Genomic DNA, 22,132 nt, shown 5'->3' with positions numbered 1-22,132 from the left:
AATACCTACTTGATATTGCCCCGCTCACTTTAGTGTTTTAGTTGATCAGCGCTTCGTGCGTAGACCCTTGTGTCGCTTTGGTGCGCGACTGTATCCAAGTTGTTCTGGAGTCTTGCCAAGGCGGGCTGCAATAGTAACCTTGTCTTCATTGGAAGCATTCTTGCGTACCATGCGGATGTATTCCGGTGTATCGGAGTAGATCTCCACCTTGAATGGATTACGCTTGAATGTGGTAATCCGGTAGATGTGGTAGCCGAAGACGATGATGTTTACAACAAGGGCTAGGAACGAGAAGATGAATAGCGCGGTTTCGTTATAGCTTGAGCGGTGAGCAAACGTTGAGTCGTGCATGAAATGCGGGAATGTAAGAACAACTGCGGACCAAAGAGTTAATGTGTAGGCGCGGAACTGGATCCATGAACCACGCATCCGCGGGAATAGGGCTGGAATTGTACACGAAGCTAGCAGAGCAAGACCAGAGTACCAGGCGCGATCGGGCAAGCAGTTGTAGACGTAAGCGAAATTCCAGAGGTCATAAGCAATGATCCACCCCAGGGTTAAGTCGCCCCACATGATCGCTTTGCTCTTATTACTGGCCACGAAAATTCCAACCCAACCAGAGATAGCTAGAAGGTTGAGAATGCCAGCAATGCCATTCATATAGTTCCAAGCTCCGCCAGAAATGGTTAACCCGGTTGCCGAATCCAGGCCATGAATGTTTGCGCATTGGAAATCTCGAATAACAGCTTCAAGAATGTTGATCGCAAGAATAATTGGTGGAATCATCAGGTACCACTGGTTCTTGCGAAGCTTTTGTGAATACTGCAGTCCGACAAGAGATAGAGAACCAGCTAGCGCTGAGTATTGCTTCACAATAGGGAACCATCCCTCCGCTCTCGTGCCCTGAGTGGAGTATGGCCACCAGAAAATGGTCAGGAGAACTGGTGCGATAACGAAAACTGCAAGAACAACCCACTTATTGCGCTGAGCTAACCAAGCTGTTAATGCTAGAGCTGCAGTAACGACAATAAGCATGAGATAGTCTTGCCATTCGCCGACTTCAAAGGCAAACAGCACGGGGTAATCCAGAGCTGGAATTTCAGTAAACATAGTCACCCTAATTCTTTGTGCGGAAATGTGTTATGTGTAACATAATTACCCATTGTATCCCTAAGCGCGTGTATAACGTAGGACTTTATTCAGTGGTGAATGGCGAAATTGTATAGAGTGTCAATTTCTAGCCGTGCAGATTTCGAACAAATGTAATGAAAGCCGGTCTGGGGAGGTTGGGAGTTTCGCGTCAAGGACTCGAATGTTTAGGACGCCCTAAAATGTATGTGTCCCTAACAGTTTCTTGTTCTTATGCTGTCTATTACATGTCTGACAAGCGATAGTTAGTGTCTTGATTAATTAGGTGTGCCTAAGTAACATTAGGCTGTCACTAAGATACTGACGTATTCGTCGCCTAAATATAGGAGAATAATTCACTAATGGGCTCCACTATGAGAAAGATGTTCGTGTCCACTGCGTTGGCTACGGCATTGATGTTCGCAAATGCTGTGCCTGCATTTGCGGCCGACCAAGAATCTGGAAAATCGCCGGTAGTAGCTGGCGCTTCAGAAAGCAATGAGGCTTCGGAAGCTGGTCCGCAAACCGAAGAAACCGCGGAAGAACCTGTCACTGTTCAGGCGTCTCCAGCCGCGACTGAAAGTGAGCCAGAGGAAAAGCTGGTTCAGGAAGCTCCCGAAAAAGAATCAGTTGAGGAAAAATCGGCCGAAAAATCTGCTGTTGACGAGGGGTTGGTTGAGGTCAAGGAAGCCTACGCCAACTGGGATTTCCGGAAGTCTTTCCGTGAGTATGTTGGCATTGAAGGTGAGCGCTTGACTGGAGTCTCTACATCGGGTGAGAGAGAAGGTCGAAATTTGATTTGGTCCGCTAAACCTGGACAGAAAATTGATCTGTCGGGTAAGACGGGTGTTTTAGAATTTCAAGGAGAGGCATTTTGGTCAAAGTATAATGATATATTGCATGTCAAGATCGAAAATCCGACCATTGACTTTGCGAAAAAAGAACTTATTGTGGATGGATATACAAAAGGAACTATGGCGAAAGAGGGAGAAGTCACCTTGCGGCGAGAAGTTCTCGCCAAGCTAGACGATCTGGCGATTGATGATAGAGGTAGTTTTGTTGTTATTTCATCCTTAAAGCCAACTTTTACTGAAAAAGTCAAAGATCTCGTCGGATTCTACCAGGGAGAAGTGGGCGCTCCATTTGTTGTTACAGTCGGAATGCATGGAGAGAAAGCGCCGCTACCCATACTTTGGGAGCTATTTCCCTCTGCCTTTAAAAACCCTTCGAACGGACCGGTTTATAGTGATGATCCGTTGATCGAGGTGAAAGATTTAGATCCTGGATTGGAGAAGTGTATTCGCAGTCAGTACGACGTAGCTCATCATCTGCCTATAACCAATAAAACGATGGAGAGCATTCAGTCTTTGAAGTGTGCTGCGCTCAATATTCTATCTCTAGAGGGACTTCAGTATGCCAAAAACTTATCCAGTATTAGTTTCCATCAGAATTCAATAAGTGATCTTAGTCCTTTAAGTGGCTTGCAAAAATTAGTAGATGTTACTGTTAGCAACAATCTTTTAACGTCCCTTAGAGGTTTAGAAAAGTCTCCTAAAATACAGCAGATTGATGCGTCGGGAAACTATATCGAGGACGTATCGCCGATCAATGGTTTACATAACATCACTTCCTTAAATTTCTCCAATAATCGAATATCTAATATCGACCAACTTCGTTGGGATACTGAGGATACTCTCGAGAATATTGATTTATCACATAACCGTATTTCGGATATTTCCAAATGGAATAAAGTGCCTTTCGTTAGTGAAATTGATCTTTCACATAATCTGATTTCTGATTTGGGGAGTCTTCCCGAAACTAGGGGAATTCGAAAACTGAACATCAGGAATAACTTTATTTCCGATCCCTCGCCTTTTAGTATATGGGCAAAAGCACCTTATGCCAACTATGTTCAAAGTCTTAAAATTGCACAAAATGCTTTTACGGATTGGTCCCCTCTTAAAGATCTCACGAAAGTGAAAGAGCAGTACACTGATCGAATTAAGCAGGTTGTGGCAGATTTTCCGAAAGCCGAGGAAGATGTCAACAAGTTACTTAATCCTCTATCTAAAGATGCTGTTCTAGTGAAACATGCAGATCAAGATAAGCAACTAAAAAAGAAAATTGCAGAAATTAAGGAGAGAGTAGAAGCGAAGCGCAAGGCTGAGGAGGCTCGTAAGGCTGAAGAGAAGCGTAAGGCTGAGGAGGCTCGTAAGGCTGAGGAAAAGCGTAAGGCAGAAGAGGAAGCTCGTAAGGCCGAAGAAGAGGCAAACCAACTTGTAAAGATTGTCTCTGGAGACCTTGACTGGGGTGTTAAGGAATCTTTCCGCAAGTACATCAGTGGTGTCATCGCCCAAGGCAAGTGGGAACTATCTGAAGGCGCTACGGGTATATTTAAGTTCCCGCTCAAGGCTGGTCAGGATTTTATGCCATCAGATTTTATTGAAGCTAACTTCGGTGGAAAAGTACATTTCACCGGGCATCACGGCTTACTTGATCTTACGATCTCACACCCTACTATCAAGAAGGAGAACAGACAGTGGAAGCTATATGCTACTGTCACTTCACGTCCCTTTGATAAAAATGATGTTCCTAAGGCAATGCTGGATCCAAAGGGGTTCAAGCCTTCAGGTGAGCTAAAGACAGTCCGCGCTGCTATTGCGACACTCTCTGAACCAGAACGCGTTGTCAAGACGGATTCTGCTAAGCCAATGGCCGCAACGTTAGACGCTCCAAAGAAGGCCGTTGCGGAAGAAGCAACGCTCAAGTTCGCGACAGTAACTCTGACCACTGAGGGTGCTCATGCCTTCTCTGACTTCTACGATGCTGGATTAGTTATTGACCCAATCACGGTGACTGTGAAGTCTAAGTACGTCAAGAAGTCAGATGTTCCAAATCCGGACAATAACGGTTCAACTGGAGACGACAATCAGACTAAACCAAATGATGACCAGCCCAAGTCCGATAAAGACGAAGATAAGAAGTCTGATGCAAATGCTTCGGACTCCCAAACCAAGCCTTCAGACGATAAGTCATCGAACTCTGATGCAAACAAAGATCAAAAGGCCAAGCAGATCAAGAAGTGTGCGGTAGACCCAAACAAGAAGCGCATCACATCAGGTAATCTCTCCTGGGCATTGCGTAGCTCGTTCACCACTTATATCCGTGGATCCATCGCACACGGCGGTTGGACACTTGGTGGCGGAGCATCATGGGATGGAGCAAACTTCAATTTCCCAGCAACTGGTGGTCTTTTCAACACTTCAACTCGCACTGGAAACATCTACTACGGTGGAACAGTCCATTTCACTGGCCACGATGGCATCCTTGACATGACGATCAGCAACCCGAGCATCGCTATCAACGGAAACCGTGGATCGTTGTACATGACCGTTTCTGGCTCCGATATGAGTGGCAAGAAGTTCAACCTTGGTCGAGTCAACTTCGCAACCATCACCTTCAGTGGCGTTAACGTTACCGACGGCGCACTCAACTTTAGCGGTGCCTCAGTTAACTTAACCGATGCTGGAGCAAAGGCATTCGCAGGGTTCTACAAGGCAGGCGAACAACTAGCGCCGATGTCGTCAAGCGTTAAGCTTGTTCCCGCCACCGCTTGCGACCCAGAAACAGGTGAACTCATCGAATATGATGCATTCGGCGGTAACTTGGCTCAAACCGGTCTGGACGCTCAAGGCTTACTTGCTGTGTCGATTCTCGTCCTGTTTGCAGGCATGGGAATGATCGGGCTACGCCGTCGTCACACGTTCGACGTCGTATCCGGTGTTGACCAAAAGTAAAACGGAACATCCGAATAGCTAACCAAACCAGCGGTGTGGAGTACAGATCTTGTACTCCACACCGCCGTCCCGTGAGAAAAATATGAAACTAAAAGTCACTTCTGTCCTAGCAGTGCTAGCCCTGGCGTTGACCGCGTGTTCTACGCCGGTGCATCCCAGCGAAGCTGCCAAAGAGCAACAACCATCTCAAACGCAACCGAGTCAATCTGTTGATCTGCCAAATCCTCACGATTTAAACGGTCTTACGGTAGTTCCAGATATTGCGGATCCCGATCCTATCGAAGGTAAATTCACACAAAAGCTACCAGTAACCGTCACTGATGCCGAAGGCAACGAAGTAACCATTACGGACACCTCGCGGATCCTTGCAATGGATTTGCCCGGAACATTGAGTCGAACAGTTATCGCACTCGGCTACGGAAAAAACTTGGTTGGACGCACTGTTTCTTCTACGGAAAAACAGCTTGCCGAGCTACCGGTTGTGACCCAAAATGGGCATACCTTGAATACCGAGGCAATTTTGTCGCTCGAGCCTACAGTTATTCTTGCCGATCGTAGCGTTGGCCCACCAGAAGCAATCGACCAATTGCGGGCATCAGGTATTCCGCTGGTTCTGATTGATGCAGAGCGTGGTTTAGACAAAAATACCCCGTTAATCATGGCTATCGCGCGTGCGCTCGGAAACGAAGCCGCAGGAAAGGCGCTAGCAGAGCGCACTGAAAAAGAAACGAATGAGGCTCTAGAGCAGATTAAGCAGTGGACACCAGAGAAGCCACTAGAAGCCGCATTTTTGTATGTGCGTGGAACCGGTGGCGTGTTCTTTATCCTGGGAACGAAGGAAGGAGCCACCGAACTTATTTCGGCAGTCGGGGCAAAAGATCTAGCAAGTGAACAGGGCATTACTGGTGTGACCCCAGCGAATGCTGAAGCGCTGGTGTCGCTCAACCCAGAAGTCATTTTCACGATGAGTGCAGGGTTGGAATCTACTGAAGGTATGGATGGCTTCCTTGCTCGGCCTGGAGTTTCCGAAACTCGTGCCGGCCAAAAACAACGTGTTATCGCGATCCCAGACGGGTTATCATTATCCTTCGGACCTCAAACCGGGCAAACGCTTTTGGCGGTAGCCCGCGCCCTATACGGAGTTAAGTAAACTATGGTATCTGCCGCAGCGGGATTTGCCCGACGCAAAATGAGAATAACGATCAGTTTCGGAATTGTTATTATCGCTCTATGCTTATCCACCCTATTATCAGCGCTGTTGGGACAGTACGCGATCAGCGTCAGTGATGTCTTCCGGTCGCTTCTTGCACCGGCTGGCTTAACTGACTATCCCCAAGATCCGCTAGTTTTCTCAACACTGTGGAATATTCGTTTTCCACGTATTTGCCTGGGATTGTTGGTGGGGGCGGCGCTCGCTGTGGCAGGTGCTGTTATGCAAGCGGTCTTCTCCAATCCGCTTGCCGAACCTGGAATTATCGGTGTCTCATCAGGTGCATCGGTGGGTGCGGCACTTGCACTCGTTTTTGCGCCCAACGCATTAGCAGGCTTTTCGGTTCCGTTGGCTGCTTTTGCTTCTGGACTCGCTGCAGCAGCGATCGTTTACATGTTGGCTCGCTCGCAGGGCAAAGCAGATGTGATTGTGCTGGTTTTAACCGGTATTGCGGTTACCGCAGTATGCACGGCTCTCGCCTCAATTGCTACCTATATTGCGCCGACGACGGCCCGCGACCACATCGTTTTCTGGCAGATGGGATCGCTGAACGGAACTGTCTGGTCGCATGTATGGATTGTCGCCGTCGTCGTCATTATTGGGATTGCGCTGTCATTTACGCTCTCGCAAAAACTCGATACGCTATCACTGGGTGAACGAGCCGCCGGGCACGTGGGAATCAACGTCCAAGGGTTGCGGCTAGCCGCAATTACCTTAGCGACGCTGTTAACAGCAGCCGCTGTTTCTTATGCTGGTGTGATTGCGTTCGTTGGCTTGATTGTTCCACATGTGATGCGGCTAGCTCTCGGCCCAGTTAATCGGGTTTTGCTTCCGGCATCGATGTTTGCCGGTGCACTTCTGATAACTCTTTCGGATTTAGCGGCACGCACAATTATCCCGTTTGCTGATCTCCCTATCGGTATTTTCACTGCACTTGTTGGTGGCCCAACGTTCTTTATCCTGCTACGAACCCGACTACGGATGGGACGATAATATGACTTCTTCATCTCGCCACGGCACGACCGCCATTAGTGTTTCCGGCATCCGTTTTTCTTATGGCGCTCGCACTATTCTCGACGATGTGTCACTTACCGTAAATTATGGTGAAGTAGTTGGCTTGCTTGGTCCTAACGGCACCGGAAAATCCACCCTAGTTGGAATTATGGCAGGCGATCTCGAACCGCAGTCCGGATCGGTGGCCTATCACGGTAAAGATCTGACTGACTTTGCGCGCCGCGAACTGGCTCAGACCCGCTCAGTCATGCCACAAACAATCGAATTCCCGTTCTCCTATATGGTCCATGACATTGTTGCGATGGGCCGTCAATGTTGGGATCCAGATCCAGACAAAGACCATAAGATTGTTGCCCAGTCACTCATCCGCACCGATGTGGGCGGCTTTGAAACCCGCGATGTCACTCGGCTATCTGGCGGCGAGAAGGCACGAGTGACCTTAGCTCGTGTGCTCGCGCAAGAGGCGAGTGTCGTATTTTTGGATGAGCCAACGGCAGCATTAGATATTGCTCACCAAGAACGCACAATGAAAATTTGCCGGGAACTGGCAGCAGCTGGCCATGCGGTGATCGCGGTTATGCACGATCTGCAACTAGCTGCAGCGCACTGCGACCGAATCGCGCTGATGAGCTCCGGCTCGATTGCCGCTTACGACGTCCCAGACGTTGTACTCAACAGTGAGTTACTGTCGCGCGTATACGATTGGCCGATCACAGTAGCACGAGTAGCTGACGGACGGCTAGTTATTTTGCCAGAATAACTGTTACGCCATTTGTTCTGGCGAGGTAATTCCGAGCCAGGAATGCCAGCCCTGGTGCAACACGAGCCATGCCATAAGCCCGTATCCTGCTTGTCGTGGGGTATAGGTTGCGGTCATTGACATGTCGGTTATCCACTGCTCGTGATTGAAAAGTGGCGTGAAGCAATCGACGAATGGCACGTTGCGACGGGTACATACATCAGCAAATGCTTGGCTGAGATCGTGTTGATTACGTTGCGGTTGATCGTTTCGTGGCGGTGGTCCGACGACGAACGGCGCCAAGCCTAAACTCATTGCATTATCTAAAATGTTGGCAACATAGAGCCGGGAGCGGGCAAGTGACAAGCCGTGGTCGAGGTCATGTGAACCCAGACCAAGCACAAGCCGATTATCGCCGCCACGATCCATTCGAGTAACGACGTCGTTTTCCCACCGGGCGGCAAGCGCTTCGGTGCCTTCGCCTGGGGTGGCGAGTGTTAACGCCATGAGTGGCGGTTCGCAGGCAGTGCGTGCCATGACTCGACCTGTCCACCCTAGGGCGCGGGCATCACTAAATCCGGCAACGAGTTCGTCACCAACGAATAGGATGCGCGTCGGATGTTCTATGCTGTCTCTGGTCATGGCCATTCTCCGAAAATTGTGCTCAGCTGTTTTCTACTGTCCTATCTTAGTTGGAATATCAGGAAAACGTGGATTGAGTGCGCCACACATCGTATTCTGTACGTGTTTGTGGCGCACACATCCTATCGAGCAAACGCTTCGTTAATAAGCGTAGTCGCTTGAGCTTGATGAATCTTTGCCAAACCGGTAGCCGTTGAAGCGGCTGCTGGGCGGGATACTCGCCGTACGTGCAAACCCATCGGCAAGAACATTTCGAGTGCTAAGTGTGGCCATGCGCCTTGGTTGGCCGGTTCGTCTTGTACCCACAGCAGTTCCGCTCCTGGATATTTAGCTAGCTCAGCCTGTAATTCAGCCACTGGATGTGGATAGAGTTGTTCGAGACGAATAATTGCTACTGAGGTATCGCCGTCGTTATCTCGCCGTTCTAGCAGATCGTAGTAAAGACGACCGGTACACATAATCACGCGGGTCACGTTCACATCACTACGATGTTCCCCGATTACCGGCTGGAATGTTCCAGAGGTAAACGCCTCAACTGGCGAGGTAGCCCCCTTGCGTCGCAAAAGTTGCTTCGGGGTGAAAGCAATCAACGGTTTACGCGGACGTTGGTAGGCTTGGCGACGCAACATATGGAAGTGGTTGGCCGGGGTTGACGGCTGGGCCACGATCATATTGTTTTCCGCGCACAGTTGCAGATAGCGCTCGATGCGAGCCGAGGAATGGTCTGGCCCTTGGCCTTCGTAGCCGTGAGGCAGCATGAGTACTAGCGAGGACTTTTGATTCCACTTTTGTTCTGCGGAGGAAATAAATTCGTCGACGACGGTCTGTGCGCCATTAGCAAAGTCACCGAACTGGGCCTCCCACACAACAAGCGCGTCCGGCCGTTCGACTGAGTAGCCGTATTCGAATGCCATCACGGAATATTCTGATAGGGCGGAGTCGTAGATATTCAGTTCAGCTTGGTGTTCAGTCAGATGCTGTAGCGGCGTCCATTCGGTACCGGTTCCAACGCCATGTGCAGTTGCATGGCGCTGTACGAACGTGCCGCGTCGAACGTCTTGGCCTGACATTCGTACCGGAACGCCTTCAATAAGCAGGGACCCGAATGCAAGCAGTTCGCCAAATCCCCAGTCGATGTTGCCCTCGGTTGCCATGCGTGCACGTTTCGTGAACAGCTGCATGATCTTCTTGTGTGGGGTAAACCCTTCTGGAACTTGCACATGGGCGGCGCCAATGCGCGCTAACACGTCAGGCGTGGTTGCGGTCTGCCAGCCGAGCATGTCGCCTGCATCATCAGCTTGTGACTGTGGTATTCCAAGAGACTCAGCTGCTTGTTCTTCAGATTCGGTACGAGTGTTGGCAGAGTCGCGTACGGAGTTCAATGCTTCGTCGAGTGTTTGGTGATACGTCGACTCCAGCTCGATCACTTCCTCGGCAGTCATATCGCCGCGGCCTACGAGCGCTTCGGCGTAGATACGTCGCGTTGTGCGCTTCGACTCAACAAGAGAGTACATAACTGGCTGAGTCATTGATGGATCGTCGCCTTCGTTGTGTCCGCGCCGGCGGTAACAGGTGAGATCGATAATGACATCTTTATGGAATGCTTCGCGATATTCTTGTGCCATGCGAGCCACGCGTGCAACAGCTTCGGGATCGTCGCCATTGACATGAAAAATCGGGATCTGCAAACCTTTCGCGATATCTGTTGTGTATCGTGAAGACCGGCCCAACGACGGCGAAGTTGTGAATCCGATTTGGTTATTGACCACGATGTGGATTGTGCCGCCGTTCTTGTAGGCCGGAAGCTGGGAAAGATTGAAGACTTCCCATACCACGCCTTGGCCGGACAGTGCAGCATCACCGTGAATAAGGATTGGCAAGACGGGGTAGAACGAGTCATCGAAGCCGATTCGGTCATGTTTGCCGCGCACAATACCTTGGAGCACGCCGTCGGCTGCTTCCAAGTGTGAGGGGTTCGCAACTAGATAGACGCCAACTTCTTGGCCATCGGGGGAGGTGTATACGCCTTCAGTTCCGAGGTGGTATTTAACGTCACCAGATCCTTGGACTGTTGTTGGATCGATTCTGCCGTCGAATTCGTTGAACACTTGGCCATAGGATTTACCCGCGATATTGGTTAATACGTTGAGGCGCCCACGGTGTGCCATACAGATTGCAACATCCGACAAGCCAGAAGCGGCGGCGCCTTCCAAAATAGCGTCAAGTGCCGGGATCAACGATTCGCCGCCTTCAAGCGAGAAACGCTTTTGGCCGACATATTTGGTTTGCAAGAATGTTTCGAATGCTTCGGCTTGGTTGAGTTTCGTTAAGATCCGACGACGTTGCTCCGCGGTTGCCGGTTGGGCTGGCCGTTCAAGACGATCCTGGAACCAGCGACGCTGTGCTGGATCGACGATATGCATGTATTCGATACCAACAGTGCGGCAGTAGGCCTCGCGGAGTTGGTCGAGGATTTCCCGCAGTGTCAGGTGAGATGAATGAGCGAAGCCTCCGGTCGGGAATGAACGGTCTAGGTCCCAGAGTGTTAACCCGTATGAGCGGATTTCAAGGTCAGGATGGCGGCGAATATGGAACGATAGTGGATCAGTGTCCGCAATAAGATGTCCGCGCGAACGATAAGCGTGGATAAGCTCAGCGATACGTGCCGGTTTGCCAAGTTCGCGTTCCGCATCGTATTCGACGTCGGTTTCCCACACAAATGGCTTGTATGGGATATGTAACGCAACATAGACGCGATCATAGAACCCGTCAAGACCCAAGAGTTTATGTTCGAGTAATCGTAAGAACCGTCCCGAGGCTGCCCCTTGAATGACTCGGTGATCATACGTTGAAGTAATGTGAACAACTTTAGATACCCCCATGCGGGCAAGCTGTGCTTCCGCAGTCCCTGCAAAAGCTGGCGGATAGACCATTGCGCCAACGCCAATGATCAGACCTTGGCCTTTCATAAGGCGCGGAATTGAATGGGTAGTCCCGAAACCGCCGGGATTTGTGAGTGACGCTGTTGTTCCTTGATAATCATCGATCGTTAACGCATTGTCGCGGCCGCGTTTGATGAGGTCTTCGTATGCGACTAAGAATTCCGAAAACGTCATGTGCTCGGCGCTCTTAATAGACGGTACAACGAGGGTACGTTCACCGTTAGGCTTGGCAACGTCAATGGCGATTCCCAGATTGACGGATGCTGGTTTAACTAGAGCAGGTTTACCAGCTTCGTTTACCTCGTAAGAGTAATTCATCTCCGGCATCTCAGAAAGAGCTTCGACCATTGCATAAGCGATGAGATGAGTGAAGGAAATCTTTCCGCCGCGCGTAGCAGCAAGATATTTATTGATCACTGTCCGATTGTCGAACATGACTCGTGCCGGAAGCGCACGGACTGTGGTAGCCGTTGGCAGTTCGAGAGAGGCGTCCATATTCTTGGCCAAGCCGCGATCTGCTCCTTTGAGCTGAACGTATTCGGTTTGATCATTTTCAAAGATCTCATCAATCTTTGGCTTAAGATTGAACTTAGTTGCATATGGAGTTTTTGCTGGCTGTGCGGCCGAGCGTGGTTGTGGCGGTAGGTCAGAGCGGGTGACGTTGGTGGATGCAGTAGCTTTCCGGCTATGCGATGAATGTACCGAACGTTGCGCGTCTTGGGTTTGTTCGGAAATAGGTGGTGTTGACATCGGTTTTCGACCGGCAACTTTCCACTCTCGAAACATCTCTTTCCATTGCGGGCCAACGCTTTGTGGGTCCTGAAGATAAGCGGTGTATAGATCTTCGATGAAGTTTTGGTTTGCTCCAAATTCCTCTGATTGAGATGACGTCACTGTCGTTGCCTCGCTAGCCGATCGTTGAGTTATCTTAGCTTCAAACTATACGTGAATTGGGTGAATTTTTCAGTTCTGCAAGCTGTGGTTTTAGCGATCTGAGATGAAGGCCAACACATGATAAGAGGAATATCTAACCCCTGCGATAATATATGAGTTATGAATAACGATGTTGGTGATAGGTTGTGCTAGTAGATCTCATCATGCTTGGCGTAGGCGTCTTGCTTACAATTGGTACAGCCGTGTTCGTGGCAGCTGAATTTTCACTCGTTGCCCTCGACCCGGCGACGGTAGACGCAAAAGCCGAAAACGGTGATCATCAGGCAAAGAAAGTCACAAAAGCTTTGCATCGATTATCGTTACAATTGTCGTCTTGCCAAGTGGGTATCACCTTGACGACTATCCTTCTCGGTTATGTTGCACAAGCACCTCTACAAGATATGTTTGTGAAGCTTCTCGGACGTACCTCGCTTGCTTACCCGGCTGCATTAGCTACCGGCATCGTAGCAGCATTCGTCGTCGTCAATCTTTTTTCCATGGTGTTTGGCGAACTTGTGCCAAAGAATATGGCGCTGGCAGAACCATTGCGTACCGCGGCAATCGTATCGTTGCCGTTGCGCGGTTTTACTGCCGTTTTCAAACCTGTGATAACGGGTCTAAACAACTCAGCAAACTGGGTTCTACACCGCTTTGGAATCGAAGTAGCTGAAGAACTTTCGGGAGCTCGATCGGCTACCGAATTATCGGCGCTTGTGCGCCGGTCCGCAGAACAAGGAACCCTCGATATTTCCACCGCACGCTTGCTTACGCGCTCTATCGATATTGGCGCGTTGACCGCGGTTGACGTTATGACAGACCGGGGACGGGTGCGACATTTGAACGTTAGCCAAACAGCCGAAGACATCGTCGATCTTGCCCGTTCAACGGGGCATTCTCGATTCCCGGTTATTGGGGAAGATATGGATGATATCCGTGGCATCGTGAATTTACGTCGAGCTATCGCAATTCCCTACGAGCGCCGGGCCGATGTTAGCGTGACGTCGTCGTCGCTCATGATCCCAGTCCCGCGTGTTCCAGAGACTCTCGAACTTGCACCGTTGCTGGTTCGTCTGCGGGCGTCTGGTTCCCAAGTCGCCGTCGTAATCGACGAATACGGCGGAGTTTCTGGGATCGTTACGCTAGAAGATGTCATCGAGGAAATCGTTGGTGATGTTGCTGACGAACATGATCGACGGCGGACGCGTTCCCGAGTTTTGGCAACCGGTGAAACGATCGTTCCGGGGCTGATGCGCCCGGATGAAATCAGCAGAGAATTCCATATCGATGTTCCCGACGACGGTCCGTGGGAAACACTTGGCGGCTGGATGATGGCCGGGCTTGGCAAAATACCTGATGTCGGAGACGAATACACGGAGTCGGGTATCACTGCACGAGTGGAAAAAATGGATGGTAGGCGCGTTGAAACAGTGCGACTAACTGTTGAACACGAACAGCTGGAGGAAGAAGAATGAATTTAGCTCCGGCAATTGCGGCAACCTGTGGTTTGCTAGCAGTTAATGCGTATTTTGTGGCGGCTGAATTCGCAGTGATGGGATCGCGTCGATCGCGGATTGAGCCACTTGCAGACAATGGGAAAAAGAGTGCAAAAACTGTGCTATATGCACTCGAACACGTCACTTTGATGTTGGCAACATGTCAGCTGGGAGTAACGATTGCGTCAGTTGCCCTAGGTGCGGTTGCTGAACCTGCGATCGCTCATTCAATTGATGGCCCACTAGAACGGCTGGGTGTTCCATTGTCGATGACGCATCCGATTGCTATTGTTATCGCGCTCGCGATTGTGGTGTTTGCACACGTGGTTATTGGGGAGATGGTTCCGAAAAATCTGGCAGTGACCAATCCGGAAACTACTGCATTGATTTTGGGGCCGCCGTTGGTGTTTATTTCGAAAATCTTCTATCCCGTTGTGGCATCGATGAACTGGGTATCGAACCATGTGATTCGGTTATTCGGTTTTGAACCAAAAAATGAGGTTGCTTCTGCTTTTACAGCTGACGAAGTAGCTTCGATTGTGGAAGTATCGAAGGCCGCCGGAGTGCTGGACGCTGATGTTGGCTTAATTTCGTCCGCTATCGAGTTTTCCGAGCAAACTGCACGTGAACTAATGATTAAGGAAGAAGACTTAGAAACTGTTCCGGACTCGTTGACCCCGCATGAACTCGAAGACCGAGTAGCTCATACAGGTTATTCACGTTTCCCGGTAGTGGCATCTAATGGGGTTCTCATCGGTTATGTTCACGTGAAGGACATTCTTGATATTAGCCCGGATAAACGATTCGATCCTATCCCGGGGTGGAAGATTCGCCGCTTAGTTATCGTTGACCCGGATGATGAGATTGAAACCGCTATGCGAGTGATGCAGAAGGCGGGTGCACACATGGCTGAGGTTAATCTTAAAGACGGATCGCAAGGTGTTATCTTCCTTGAGGATGTTTTAGAGGAACTTATCGGGGAAGTCCGAGATGCAATGCAACGTTGAGTTGTGGTTGTGGTCACTCTCGGATGCGTAGCTTAATTGTTATCAAACCGTTATCATTAATTTATCTACGATACGTTTAATTGAAGGAGCAGCGTGAGCGAGACCAGAACTCGACCGTCGCGTCGCGATTTGCGGCTTGCACGGCAAGCGCAGCAGGCTCAAGTTGCAACACTTTCGAATACGGTGCCAGATCTCGATTCGGTAGAAACTAAAGAAACAGTTGTGCTCCCGTTGGGTGAGCAAAATCCATGTTCGGAAAAGACTGGAGATAATTTTGCTCAAGCTGAATTGAAAAACGCACATCGTCGTAGATTTTTCTGTCCAATATCGTCTTTGAAGACGCTCGCTAAAAGCCATGGAATGGTGAAAACTGTGGCCTCGGTGGGATGCGCATTCGCACTTGCGGTAACTGGTGGGATTGGGCTTGGATCGTTCGTTTTTGGTAGCTCCGCTATCGCCCATGAAGATGACGGTGTTTTACATGGTATTGAGGCTGAAGGCAGCCAGACGCCAAGTCGGCTACGTGCTTTTATGGGTGCTGCAGATTCGGCACGTTATCAGGCATATGAGGAGCAATTTTCGGGAAAACCGATTGTGTGTCAGACCACTGCTAGTGCTAACTCACTGACAGCTGATTTGCGCGATAAAGTAGATAAACTTATCTACCCAATGGCTGCCGGAACTTACACTCGAACATCTCCCTTTGGTTATCGAGTGGATCCAATATATGGTTCATCGGCATTGCATTCTGGTGTTGATTTTGCAGGGGCGCTAGGAACTCCGATTTACGCGGTGGCTGATGGCAAAGTTGTCTATTCTGGAACTAGCCCTCGAACTCTTGGTGCTCATGTGGTAGCTATTCAGCACGAAATTGACGGCACCGTTTTCACTTCATGGTACTGGCATTCCTTTAGTGCCGGGGTACATGTAAAAGAAGGCGACGATGTACGTTTAGGTCAGCATATCGCTGACGTTGGAAACTCAGGGCATTCCACCGGCCCGCACCTCCATCTCGAAATTCACCCGGGAGCCTTCTCTGGACTCGAAATATCGTCAGCAGTTGATCCAGAACCGTTCTTGAAGGAACACGGTGCTGTTGATATTAATGACATATGTGGAACTAAGTGAGTGATCATGGGCCAATCCCGGGTGTGGAATTACGGAACTGATCCAGTGATGATTGCTCACCGTGGGGGTGGGCTCGAGGCTCCAGAAAACTCGCGTGCTGCCTTTGAATTAATGCGTAATCGTGGTTTTTCATTCATTGAAACAGATGTGAGATCAACCAAAGATGGGGTTGCCGTTATTCTCCATGACCGTAAGATAGACCGGGTATCTGATGGCCATGGGCCACTTAATCGTTACACGTGGACGGAGCTGTCTCGGATTCGGCATCATGAAAATGGCTCGTTCATGCGTCTTGACGAAGTGTTGCGAGAATTTCCCGATACAGTTTTTAACATAGACGCAAAAGAATCTCGCGTTATTAAGCCACTTATTGGAGCAATTAACACTGTTGGGGCACACGATCGAATTTGTTTGGCATCATTTTCGGAAAATCGTCTTAAACAATTACGCCACGCGTTACCGCATGTGGCAACATCAATCGGTGGAGCTGCAGTAGCTAAATTATTGCTCGCGTCAAAAAGTCCCGCACAAATCCAGCAAGCAATTTTAGGTACGCTTCCTAGCAGGAAAGATGGAGTGCAAGCGGTGCAGGTCCCAGAACGAATGGGTGGTATTCGTATTGTGGATGAACAATTTGTTGATTTTGCACATAGTCAAGGTTGGGCTGTGCATGTATGGACTGTTAATGATGTTCCATCTGCTAGCAAGCTCCTCAGTTACGGAGTAGATGGAATTATTACTGATGTCCCATCGACTATTCGATCCGGCCTTGGTGTATAAGAGTGAACTGCAAGGTCCACACCATTGGGGAGTTGATGGAAATCATAAAAATAACCGCTTCCAGCTTTTGTTGTGCTGGAGCGGTTTTCTTTTGGTGCCCCGAACTGGATTCGAACCAGCGGCCTTCTGCTCCGGAGGCAGACGCTCTATCCCCTGAGCTATCGGGGCTCAGACTTAATTAGCTTAGCAGGATTCCTGATTTAAGAAAAATAATAATGAGCTTACGCGGTAAAAATCACCCTCGAATGTGTCCAAGCACATGAGAGCTGAGCATCCTGTGACTAAAAATTGGTGGCGTTGCCAGATACACTTAAACTATGACTCCAGAACAACTCAAAGAACTTATCTTTAATATCATTCACGACGCAGCAATGTCCGGTGCAATTGCGTTAGATCCTAACGCCGTACCGGAGGTAAAGGTAGAACGGCCACGGGTGCGCGAACACGGCGACTGGGCGACAAATGTTGCGATGCAACTGGGGAAGAAAGCTGGCATGAATCCTCGAGATTTTGCGCAACTTGTTGTAGAAAAACTCGTTGCAGACAAGGGTGTCGATCATGCCGAAGTTGCTGGCCCAGGCTTTATCAACATCACTGTTAATGCGGCAGCGGCTGGGGAACTAGCACGAACTATCTTGGAACAGGGTACGCAATATGGGCGCAGCTCTGCGCGGGCTGGTGAAGTTGTTAATCTTGAATATGTTTCAGCTAACCCAACTGGTCCAATCCATATTGGTGGTGCGCGATGGGCTGCGGTCGGTGACTCGCTGGCTAGGATCTTAGAAGCATCTGGAGCAAACGTTGTTCGCGAGTACTATTTCAACGATCACGGTTCACAAATTGATCGTTTTGCTAAGTCTCTCCTTGCTCGGGCACGGGGTTTGGAAGCGCCGGAAGATGGATACGGCGGGCAGTACATCGAAGATATTGCTAATGCAGTGATGGCTGAAAATGCCAGCATAGACCCACTAAAACTCGATGATCCCGCAGCGCAGGAATTCTTCCGGGAGCACGGCGTCACTCGTATGTTTGGCGAAATCAAAAAAGAGCTAGCTGATTTCCGTGTAGAGTTCGATGTTTTCTTCCATGAAGATTCACTTCACGAATCAGGGGCTGTAGATCAATCTATCGCTGACTTACGCGATAAAGGCGTCATATACGAAAATGAAGGCGCTACTTGGTTACGCTCAACTGACTTTGGCGATGATAAAGATCGCGTCATCATTAAATCTGATGGTAACGCCGCATACTTTGCCGGCGATATTGCCTACTATCTCAATAAACGTGAGCGTGGTGCAGACCATGTCATTATCATGCTCGGTGCTGATCATCACGGCTACATTGGCCGAATGTACGCCATGGCACGCGCTTTTGGCGATACCGCGGGCAAGGGCGAGAATCTTGAACTACTGATTGGCCAGCTGGTGAATCTAGTAAAGAATGGTCAGCCGGTTCGGATGTCTAAGCGAGCCGGCACAATCGTGGTACTGTCTGACTTGGTGGAAGCTGCAGGCGTGGATGCTGCTCGTTACTCGCTAGTTCGCGCTGCCATGGATACAACGTTGGAGATTGACCTTGGTTTAATTTCCTCACGAACTAATGAAAATCCTGTTTACTATGTCCAGTATGCTCATGCACGGACAAAATCTGTGGACGCTAATGCACTATCGCACGGAGTCACTCGTGATGCTTTTGACCCGGCTTTGCTTGATACGCCGGCAGATGGTGAGCTAGTAGCTAAGCTGGCACAATTCCCTGAAATTGTCGCTCAATCTGCACAGTTGCGCGAACCTCATCGAGTGGCGCGTTATTTGGAAGAGCTAGCTGGCGCATACCACGCTTGGTATGGGGCATCGCGAGTCACACCACGTGGTGATGAACCAGTATCAGATATGCATCGGACACGCCTATGGTTAAATGATGCAGCTGGACAGGTGCTTGCTAATGGCTTGTCGCTTCTTGGAGTTAGCGCTCCGGAAAAGATGTGAGACGAGCCTAGCGTTATGCGTTTGGTCACTGACTACGCACGTATTCGAGTCCCGGCTACCGCACGTATTGGTGGTAGCCGGGACAACGAACGGGTAGTTCTCGCATTTGACTATTGGGATGATTTCGCGGCGACGATAACCACTGGAGAAACGCGAGCTACAGTTACTGGCCCCAGCAGAGATATTGCGCCGCGTGATTATCACCATCCAACAATCCAAGCAATGTATGCGACGTTGGACGCCATGCAAGCACCCCGCGCGGGTGTCACACTAATTGCGCAAACAACTATTCCACCAGCTGTTGGTCTTGGAGCGCGTACCGCAGCAGTTATGGCCGGAATAATCCTCGTTCGACATTTGCTAGGAAATCCGACAAACTTTTCTGATTCTGAAGCCGTGAATTTGGCGGTGTCGCTAGGGGTAGCGCCTGACCGGGCTTATGCAGCGCTTCGTGGTGGTATTAGTTTGCATTGGAAACATGATCGATTAGTGCGATCACAGCAAATTTCTCAGCAAGGAACTAGTGACTTTACAGTTTTGATTCCACGTTCCCATCGTGAATCCGACGGCGAGCAGTGTATTTCAGGTCCACTGGCAATGTTACTGCATGCGTTAGTGACTGAGCCGAATCTACTACCAAGCGTATGCCCTAGTTTCAGCTATAGTGACTCCCCGGATCGCGCTGTTTCTGATAGTATCCACCTACTTTTGGCCTTGCATAAGTCTCGCTGGCCGGCATTGATGCTTGGTTCTGGGCCAGCAATTGCTGTGTGTGCCCGTGTGCAAAATGATATGGCAGAGATCTTTAGTCAATATGGTTTCACCGCTTCCCATGCTCGGATTAGTACCGGTGCAACAGTTATTAGTGCACAAAATAATGTTGAACGTGGCGGATAAGTTGTCGACAGTGTACAATAAGAAGAGCGGGCAGTCGCATCTGGCTGTATTGTGTCTCTGGTAGAGTCAAATTCCGCGCGGCTGATGAATTATCTCGCCGTTAATCCTTAATGATCCTGAAGCCCCTGAGGCTTGGTTATGTCTAGAAGGTCCTTGTGGCCGCCGAGGAAGGAACCTCGTGAGCGAAACAACTACTGGTCGTAAGCCCGCATTATCAACTATGCGGCTACCGGAACTCAAAGAACTCGCTACGTCAATGGGGATTGAAATGCCCCCAAAGTCGCGTAAAGCTGATTATATTGCAGCGATTCGAAGTGTTACGTCGTCGAAAAAGACAGCACGTACAAATAAGCAAGTTAATACAAAGGATTCGGCGTCTCAGCCGAAGCAAGAGTCGGCAGCATCTGCTGAAGAAAACGACTCATCCAAGATCGATATTGAGCTTCCGCAAGAAAATAGCCGTGGCCGTAATCGCCGCGATCGGAACAACGATCGGCGCTCCAGTAAAGCGAAGATGAGTGACGAAGAAAAAGCAGCTGCCCTAGCCGCGCTTAGTGAAGCTGCCGAACGGCGTGCTGAAGAGGGACGTGGATCGCATAACGATAACGACGACGAAGATAATCGTAACCAAAACCGTCGTGAACGCAATCAGAATCGTCGTGATCGCAACCGTAATCGTCGTGATCGCAATCAGAATCGTCGTGATCGTAACCAAGATCGCACCAACGATACCCAAGCTGCTGATTCGAACCAAGAACAGCAAGCTACTGAAGAAGTACTGATTCCGGTAGCTGGAATCCTTGATATTGATGGTAATAACGCATACTTGCGTACCGGTGGTTATCTACCGGGCAAGAATGACGCGTATGTGTCATCACAAACGATTCGTCGTTTCGGGCTGCGCCGGGGTGATGCTATTCAAGGTTCGGTTCGGCCGCACGCGGAAAACTCACGTGGTCGTCAGCATAAGTATAATCCGTTGGTTGACGTGCAGACAATTAACGGTTTGAGCATTGAAGAAGCTGAGTTGCGTCCGGAGTTCAACAAACTGACACCGCTTTATCCTCAAGAGATGTTGCGTCTTGAGACTACTCAGAAGGCACTCACCACTCGTATGATCGATCTGGTAGCACCAATTGGTAAGGGTCAGCGTGGTTTGATTGTTTCCCCGCCTAAGGCTGGAAAAACAGTAGTTATGCAGCAAATTGCGATGGCGATTGCTAACAATAACCCCAATGTCCACTTGATGGTTGTTTTGGTTGACGAGCGTCCAGAAGAAGTTACCGATATGCAGCGTTTGGTCAAAGGTGAAGTTATCGCTTCGACCTTCGATCGCCCGGCTACCGACCATACGATTGTCGCTGAACTAGCAGTTGAACGTGCTAAGCGCCTGGTCGAATTGGGTCAAGACGTTGTCATTTTGCTTGATTCTCTTACCCGCTTGTCACGTGCCTACAACCTTGCGGCTCCGGCTTCTGGCCGTATTCTTTCCGGTGGAGTCGATGCGGGTGCACTATATCCGCCAAAGAAGTTCTTCGGCGCGGCACGTAACATTGAAAATGGTGGCTCACTCACCATTATCGCATCGGCTTTGGTGGAAACTGGCTCGAAGATGGATGAAGTTATTTTCGAGGAGTTCAAGGGTACTGGCAACATGGAATTGCGCCTGTCGCGCCAGCTTGCTGATCGGCGTATTTTCCCAGCGGTCGATATTAACGCTTCTGGAACCCGCCGTGAAGAACAGTTACTTTCCCCAGAAGAACTCAAGATTATGTGGCATTTGCGTCGCGGTTTGGGGCAGATGGATGTTCAAGAGGCATCCGATCAACTCCTTGGTCGGATGCGAAAAACTGAATCTAATTCAGCTCTTCTCATGTCTATTGTCCGTGGTGTGCAAGGCGCGGGAGTAGAAGAATAAACTAGCCATATTGGCCATGATTTTTCTCACTTTGGGGAGAAAAATCATGGCCAATATGATGTAATAATGCGTCGGCTTTTGGTTCACCACATGGCCGCTGGATGTAACAACATTGTCAGCAAACTGCGCAGAATCCATATTTTGCGAGTGCGATGTGGACCCAGGGCGTAAAACGATCCAAGGAGATTTCCTATGAAAAAGGGTGTTCACCCAGAATACGCACCAGTGCACGTAACATGCACCTGCGGTAACGAATTTGAAACTCGCTCCACCATTCAAGGTGGAGAATTGCGTGTAGACGTATGCTCGGCATGCCATCCGTTCTACACCGGTAAGCAGAAGATTCTTGACACCGGTGGTCGCGTGGCTCGATTCGAAGCACGCTACGGTAAGCGCACCAAGTAGCTTCATGCCCAAACGCCGGTACGATTCGTCGTACCGGCGTTTGTTTTACACTTGACTACAGCAGACAATGAAATACGGTGACACGTCGTCGCCAGTAAAAACTACGGCTCT

At 49.7% G+C, this 22,132-nt stretch carries 15 protein-coding genes and 1 tRNA gene; 12 read left to right on the top strand and 4 right to left on the bottom strand.

Going from position 1 to position 22,132, the window contains the following annotated elements; all coding sequences use genetic code 11:
* Nucleotides 1–45: 45 nt before the first annotated feature.
* Nucleotides 46–1,110, bottom strand: a complete 1,065-nt coding sequence (locus BLT51_RS00515) for a DUF5692 family protein (protein WP_091278627.1) — start codon at nt 1,108–1,110, stop codon at nt 46–48.
* Nucleotides 1,111–1,502: 392 nt separating this feature from the next.
* Here BLT51_RS00515 and BLT51_RS00510 point away from each other — a divergent pair, with 392 nt between their 5' ends.
* The 4 genes from BLT51_RS00510 (at nt 1,503) to BLT51_RS00495 (ending at nt 7,909) form a co-directional block, all read left to right on the top strand.
* Entirely contained in the window at nt 1,503–4,925 is a 3,423-nt protein-coding gene (locus tag BLT51_RS00510) for an HtaA domain-containing protein (RefSeq protein ID WP_172801278.1), read from the top strand.
* An 82-nt stretch (nt 4,926–5,007) separates the two neighbouring features.
* Nucleotides 5,008–6,075 (top strand): heme/hemin ABC transporter substrate-binding protein, encoded by a 1,068-nt coding sequence (locus BLT51_RS00505; protein ID WP_091278622.1) that lies wholly within the window; start codon nt 5,008–5,010, stop codon nt 6,073–6,075.
* Between the two features lie 3 nt (nt 6,076–6,078).
* Entirely contained in the window at nt 6,079–7,128 is a 1,050-nt protein-coding gene (locus tag BLT51_RS00500) for a FecCD family ABC transporter permease (RefSeq protein ID WP_091278620.1), read from the top strand.
* 1 nt (nt 7,129) lies between these two features.
* Nucleotides 7,130–7,909: a heme ABC transporter ATP-binding protein gene (locus BLT51_RS00495; protein WP_091278618.1), complete on the top strand. Its 780-nt coding sequence runs from the start codon at nt 7,130–7,132 to the stop codon at nt 7,907–7,909.
* 3 nt (nt 7,910–7,912) lie between these two features.
* On the opposite strand, the gene BLT51_RS00490 is transcribed toward BLT51_RS00495, so the two are convergent.
* Together BLT51_RS00490 and BLT51_RS00485 are read right to left on the bottom strand one after the other, a co-directional pair.
* Nucleotides 7,913–8,530, bottom strand: a complete 618-nt coding sequence (locus BLT51_RS00490) for a GDSL-type esterase/lipase family protein (protein WP_172801277.1) — start codon at nt 8,528–8,530, stop codon at nt 7,913–7,915.
* Nucleotides 8,531–8,652: 122 nt separating this feature from the next.
* Nucleotides 8,653–12,366, bottom strand: coding sequence for a multifunctional oxoglutarate decarboxylase/oxoglutarate dehydrogenase thiamine pyrophosphate-binding subunit/dihydrolipoyllysine-residue succinyltransferase subunit (locus BLT51_RS00485; RefSeq protein ID WP_091278613.1), 3,714 nt, complete (start codon nt 12,364–12,366; stop codon nt 8,653–8,655).
* A gap of 203 nt (nt 12,367–12,569) precedes the next feature.
* Here BLT51_RS00485 and BLT51_RS00480 point away from each other — a divergent pair, with 203 nt between their 5' ends.
* The 4 genes from BLT51_RS00480 (at nt 12,570) to BLT51_RS00465 (ending at nt 16,813) form a co-directional block, all read left to right on the top strand.
* A complete protein-coding gene (locus BLT51_RS00480) occupies nt 12,570–13,877 on the top strand; it encodes a hemolysin family protein (RefSeq protein WP_091282428.1) in 1,308 nt (435 codons plus the stop codon).
* Nucleotides 13,874–14,905, top strand: a complete 1,032-nt coding sequence (locus BLT51_RS00475) for a hemolysin family protein (RefSeq protein ID WP_091278610.1) — start codon at nt 13,874–13,876, stop codon at nt 14,903–14,905. The genes BLT51_RS00480 and BLT51_RS00475 overlap by 4 nt, the downstream gene beginning before the upstream one ends.
* A gap of 93 nt (nt 14,906–14,998) precedes the next feature.
* Entirely contained in the window at nt 14,999–16,033 is a 1,035-nt protein-coding gene (locus tag BLT51_RS00470) for a M23 family metallopeptidase (protein WP_091278607.1), read from the top strand.
* A 6-nt stretch (nt 16,034–16,039) separates the two neighbouring features.
* Nucleotides 16,040–16,813: a glycerophosphodiester phosphodiesterase family protein gene (locus BLT51_RS00465; RefSeq protein WP_157672836.1), complete on the top strand. Its 774-nt coding sequence runs from the start codon at nt 16,040–16,042 to the stop codon at nt 16,811–16,813.
* A 92-nt stretch (nt 16,814–16,905) separates the two neighbouring features.
* Here BLT51_RS00465 and BLT51_RS00460 read toward each other — a convergent pair.
* Nucleotides 16,906–16,981 (bottom strand) — tRNA-Arg (locus tag BLT51_RS00460).
* Nucleotides 16,982–17,130: 149 nt separating this feature from the next.
* On the opposite strand from BLT51_RS00460, the gene argS reads away from it, so the two are divergent.
* The 4 genes from argS (at nt 17,131) to rpmE (ending at nt 22,021) form a co-directional block, all read left to right on the top strand.
* Nucleotides 17,131–18,801, top strand: a complete 1,671-nt coding sequence (gene argS, locus BLT51_RS00455) for an arginine--tRNA ligase (RefSeq protein WP_091278601.1) — start codon at nt 17,131–17,133, stop codon at nt 18,799–18,801.
* A gap of 15 nt (nt 18,802–18,816) precedes the next feature.
* On the top strand, nt 18,817–19,698 hold the full coding sequence (locus BLT51_RS00450) for a GHMP family kinase ATP-binding protein (RefSeq protein WP_091278599.1): 882 nt from the start codon (nt 18,817–18,819) through the stop codon (nt 19,696–19,698).
* A 178-nt stretch (nt 19,699–19,876) separates the two neighbouring features.
* A complete protein-coding gene (gene rho, locus BLT51_RS00445; RefSeq protein WP_436231442.1) occupies nt 19,877–21,616 on the top strand; it encodes a transcription termination factor Rho in 1,740 nt (579 codons plus the stop codon).
* A 192-nt stretch (nt 21,617–21,808) separates the two neighbouring features.
* Nucleotides 21,809–22,021 (top strand): 50S ribosomal protein L31, encoded by a 213-nt coding sequence (gene rpmE, locus BLT51_RS00440; protein WP_091278596.1) that lies wholly within the window; start codon nt 21,809–21,811, stop codon nt 22,019–22,021.
* Nucleotides 22,022–22,132: the final 111 nt, after the last annotated feature.

The organism is Arcanobacterium phocae, from assembly GCF_900105865.1.
Lineage (GTDB): Bacteria > Actinomycetota > Actinomycetes > Actinomycetales > Actinomycetaceae > Arcanobacterium > Arcanobacterium phocae.
Note: the sequence above shows the minus strand (reverse complement) of the source record. Positions and strands in the feature narration are given on the sequence as shown.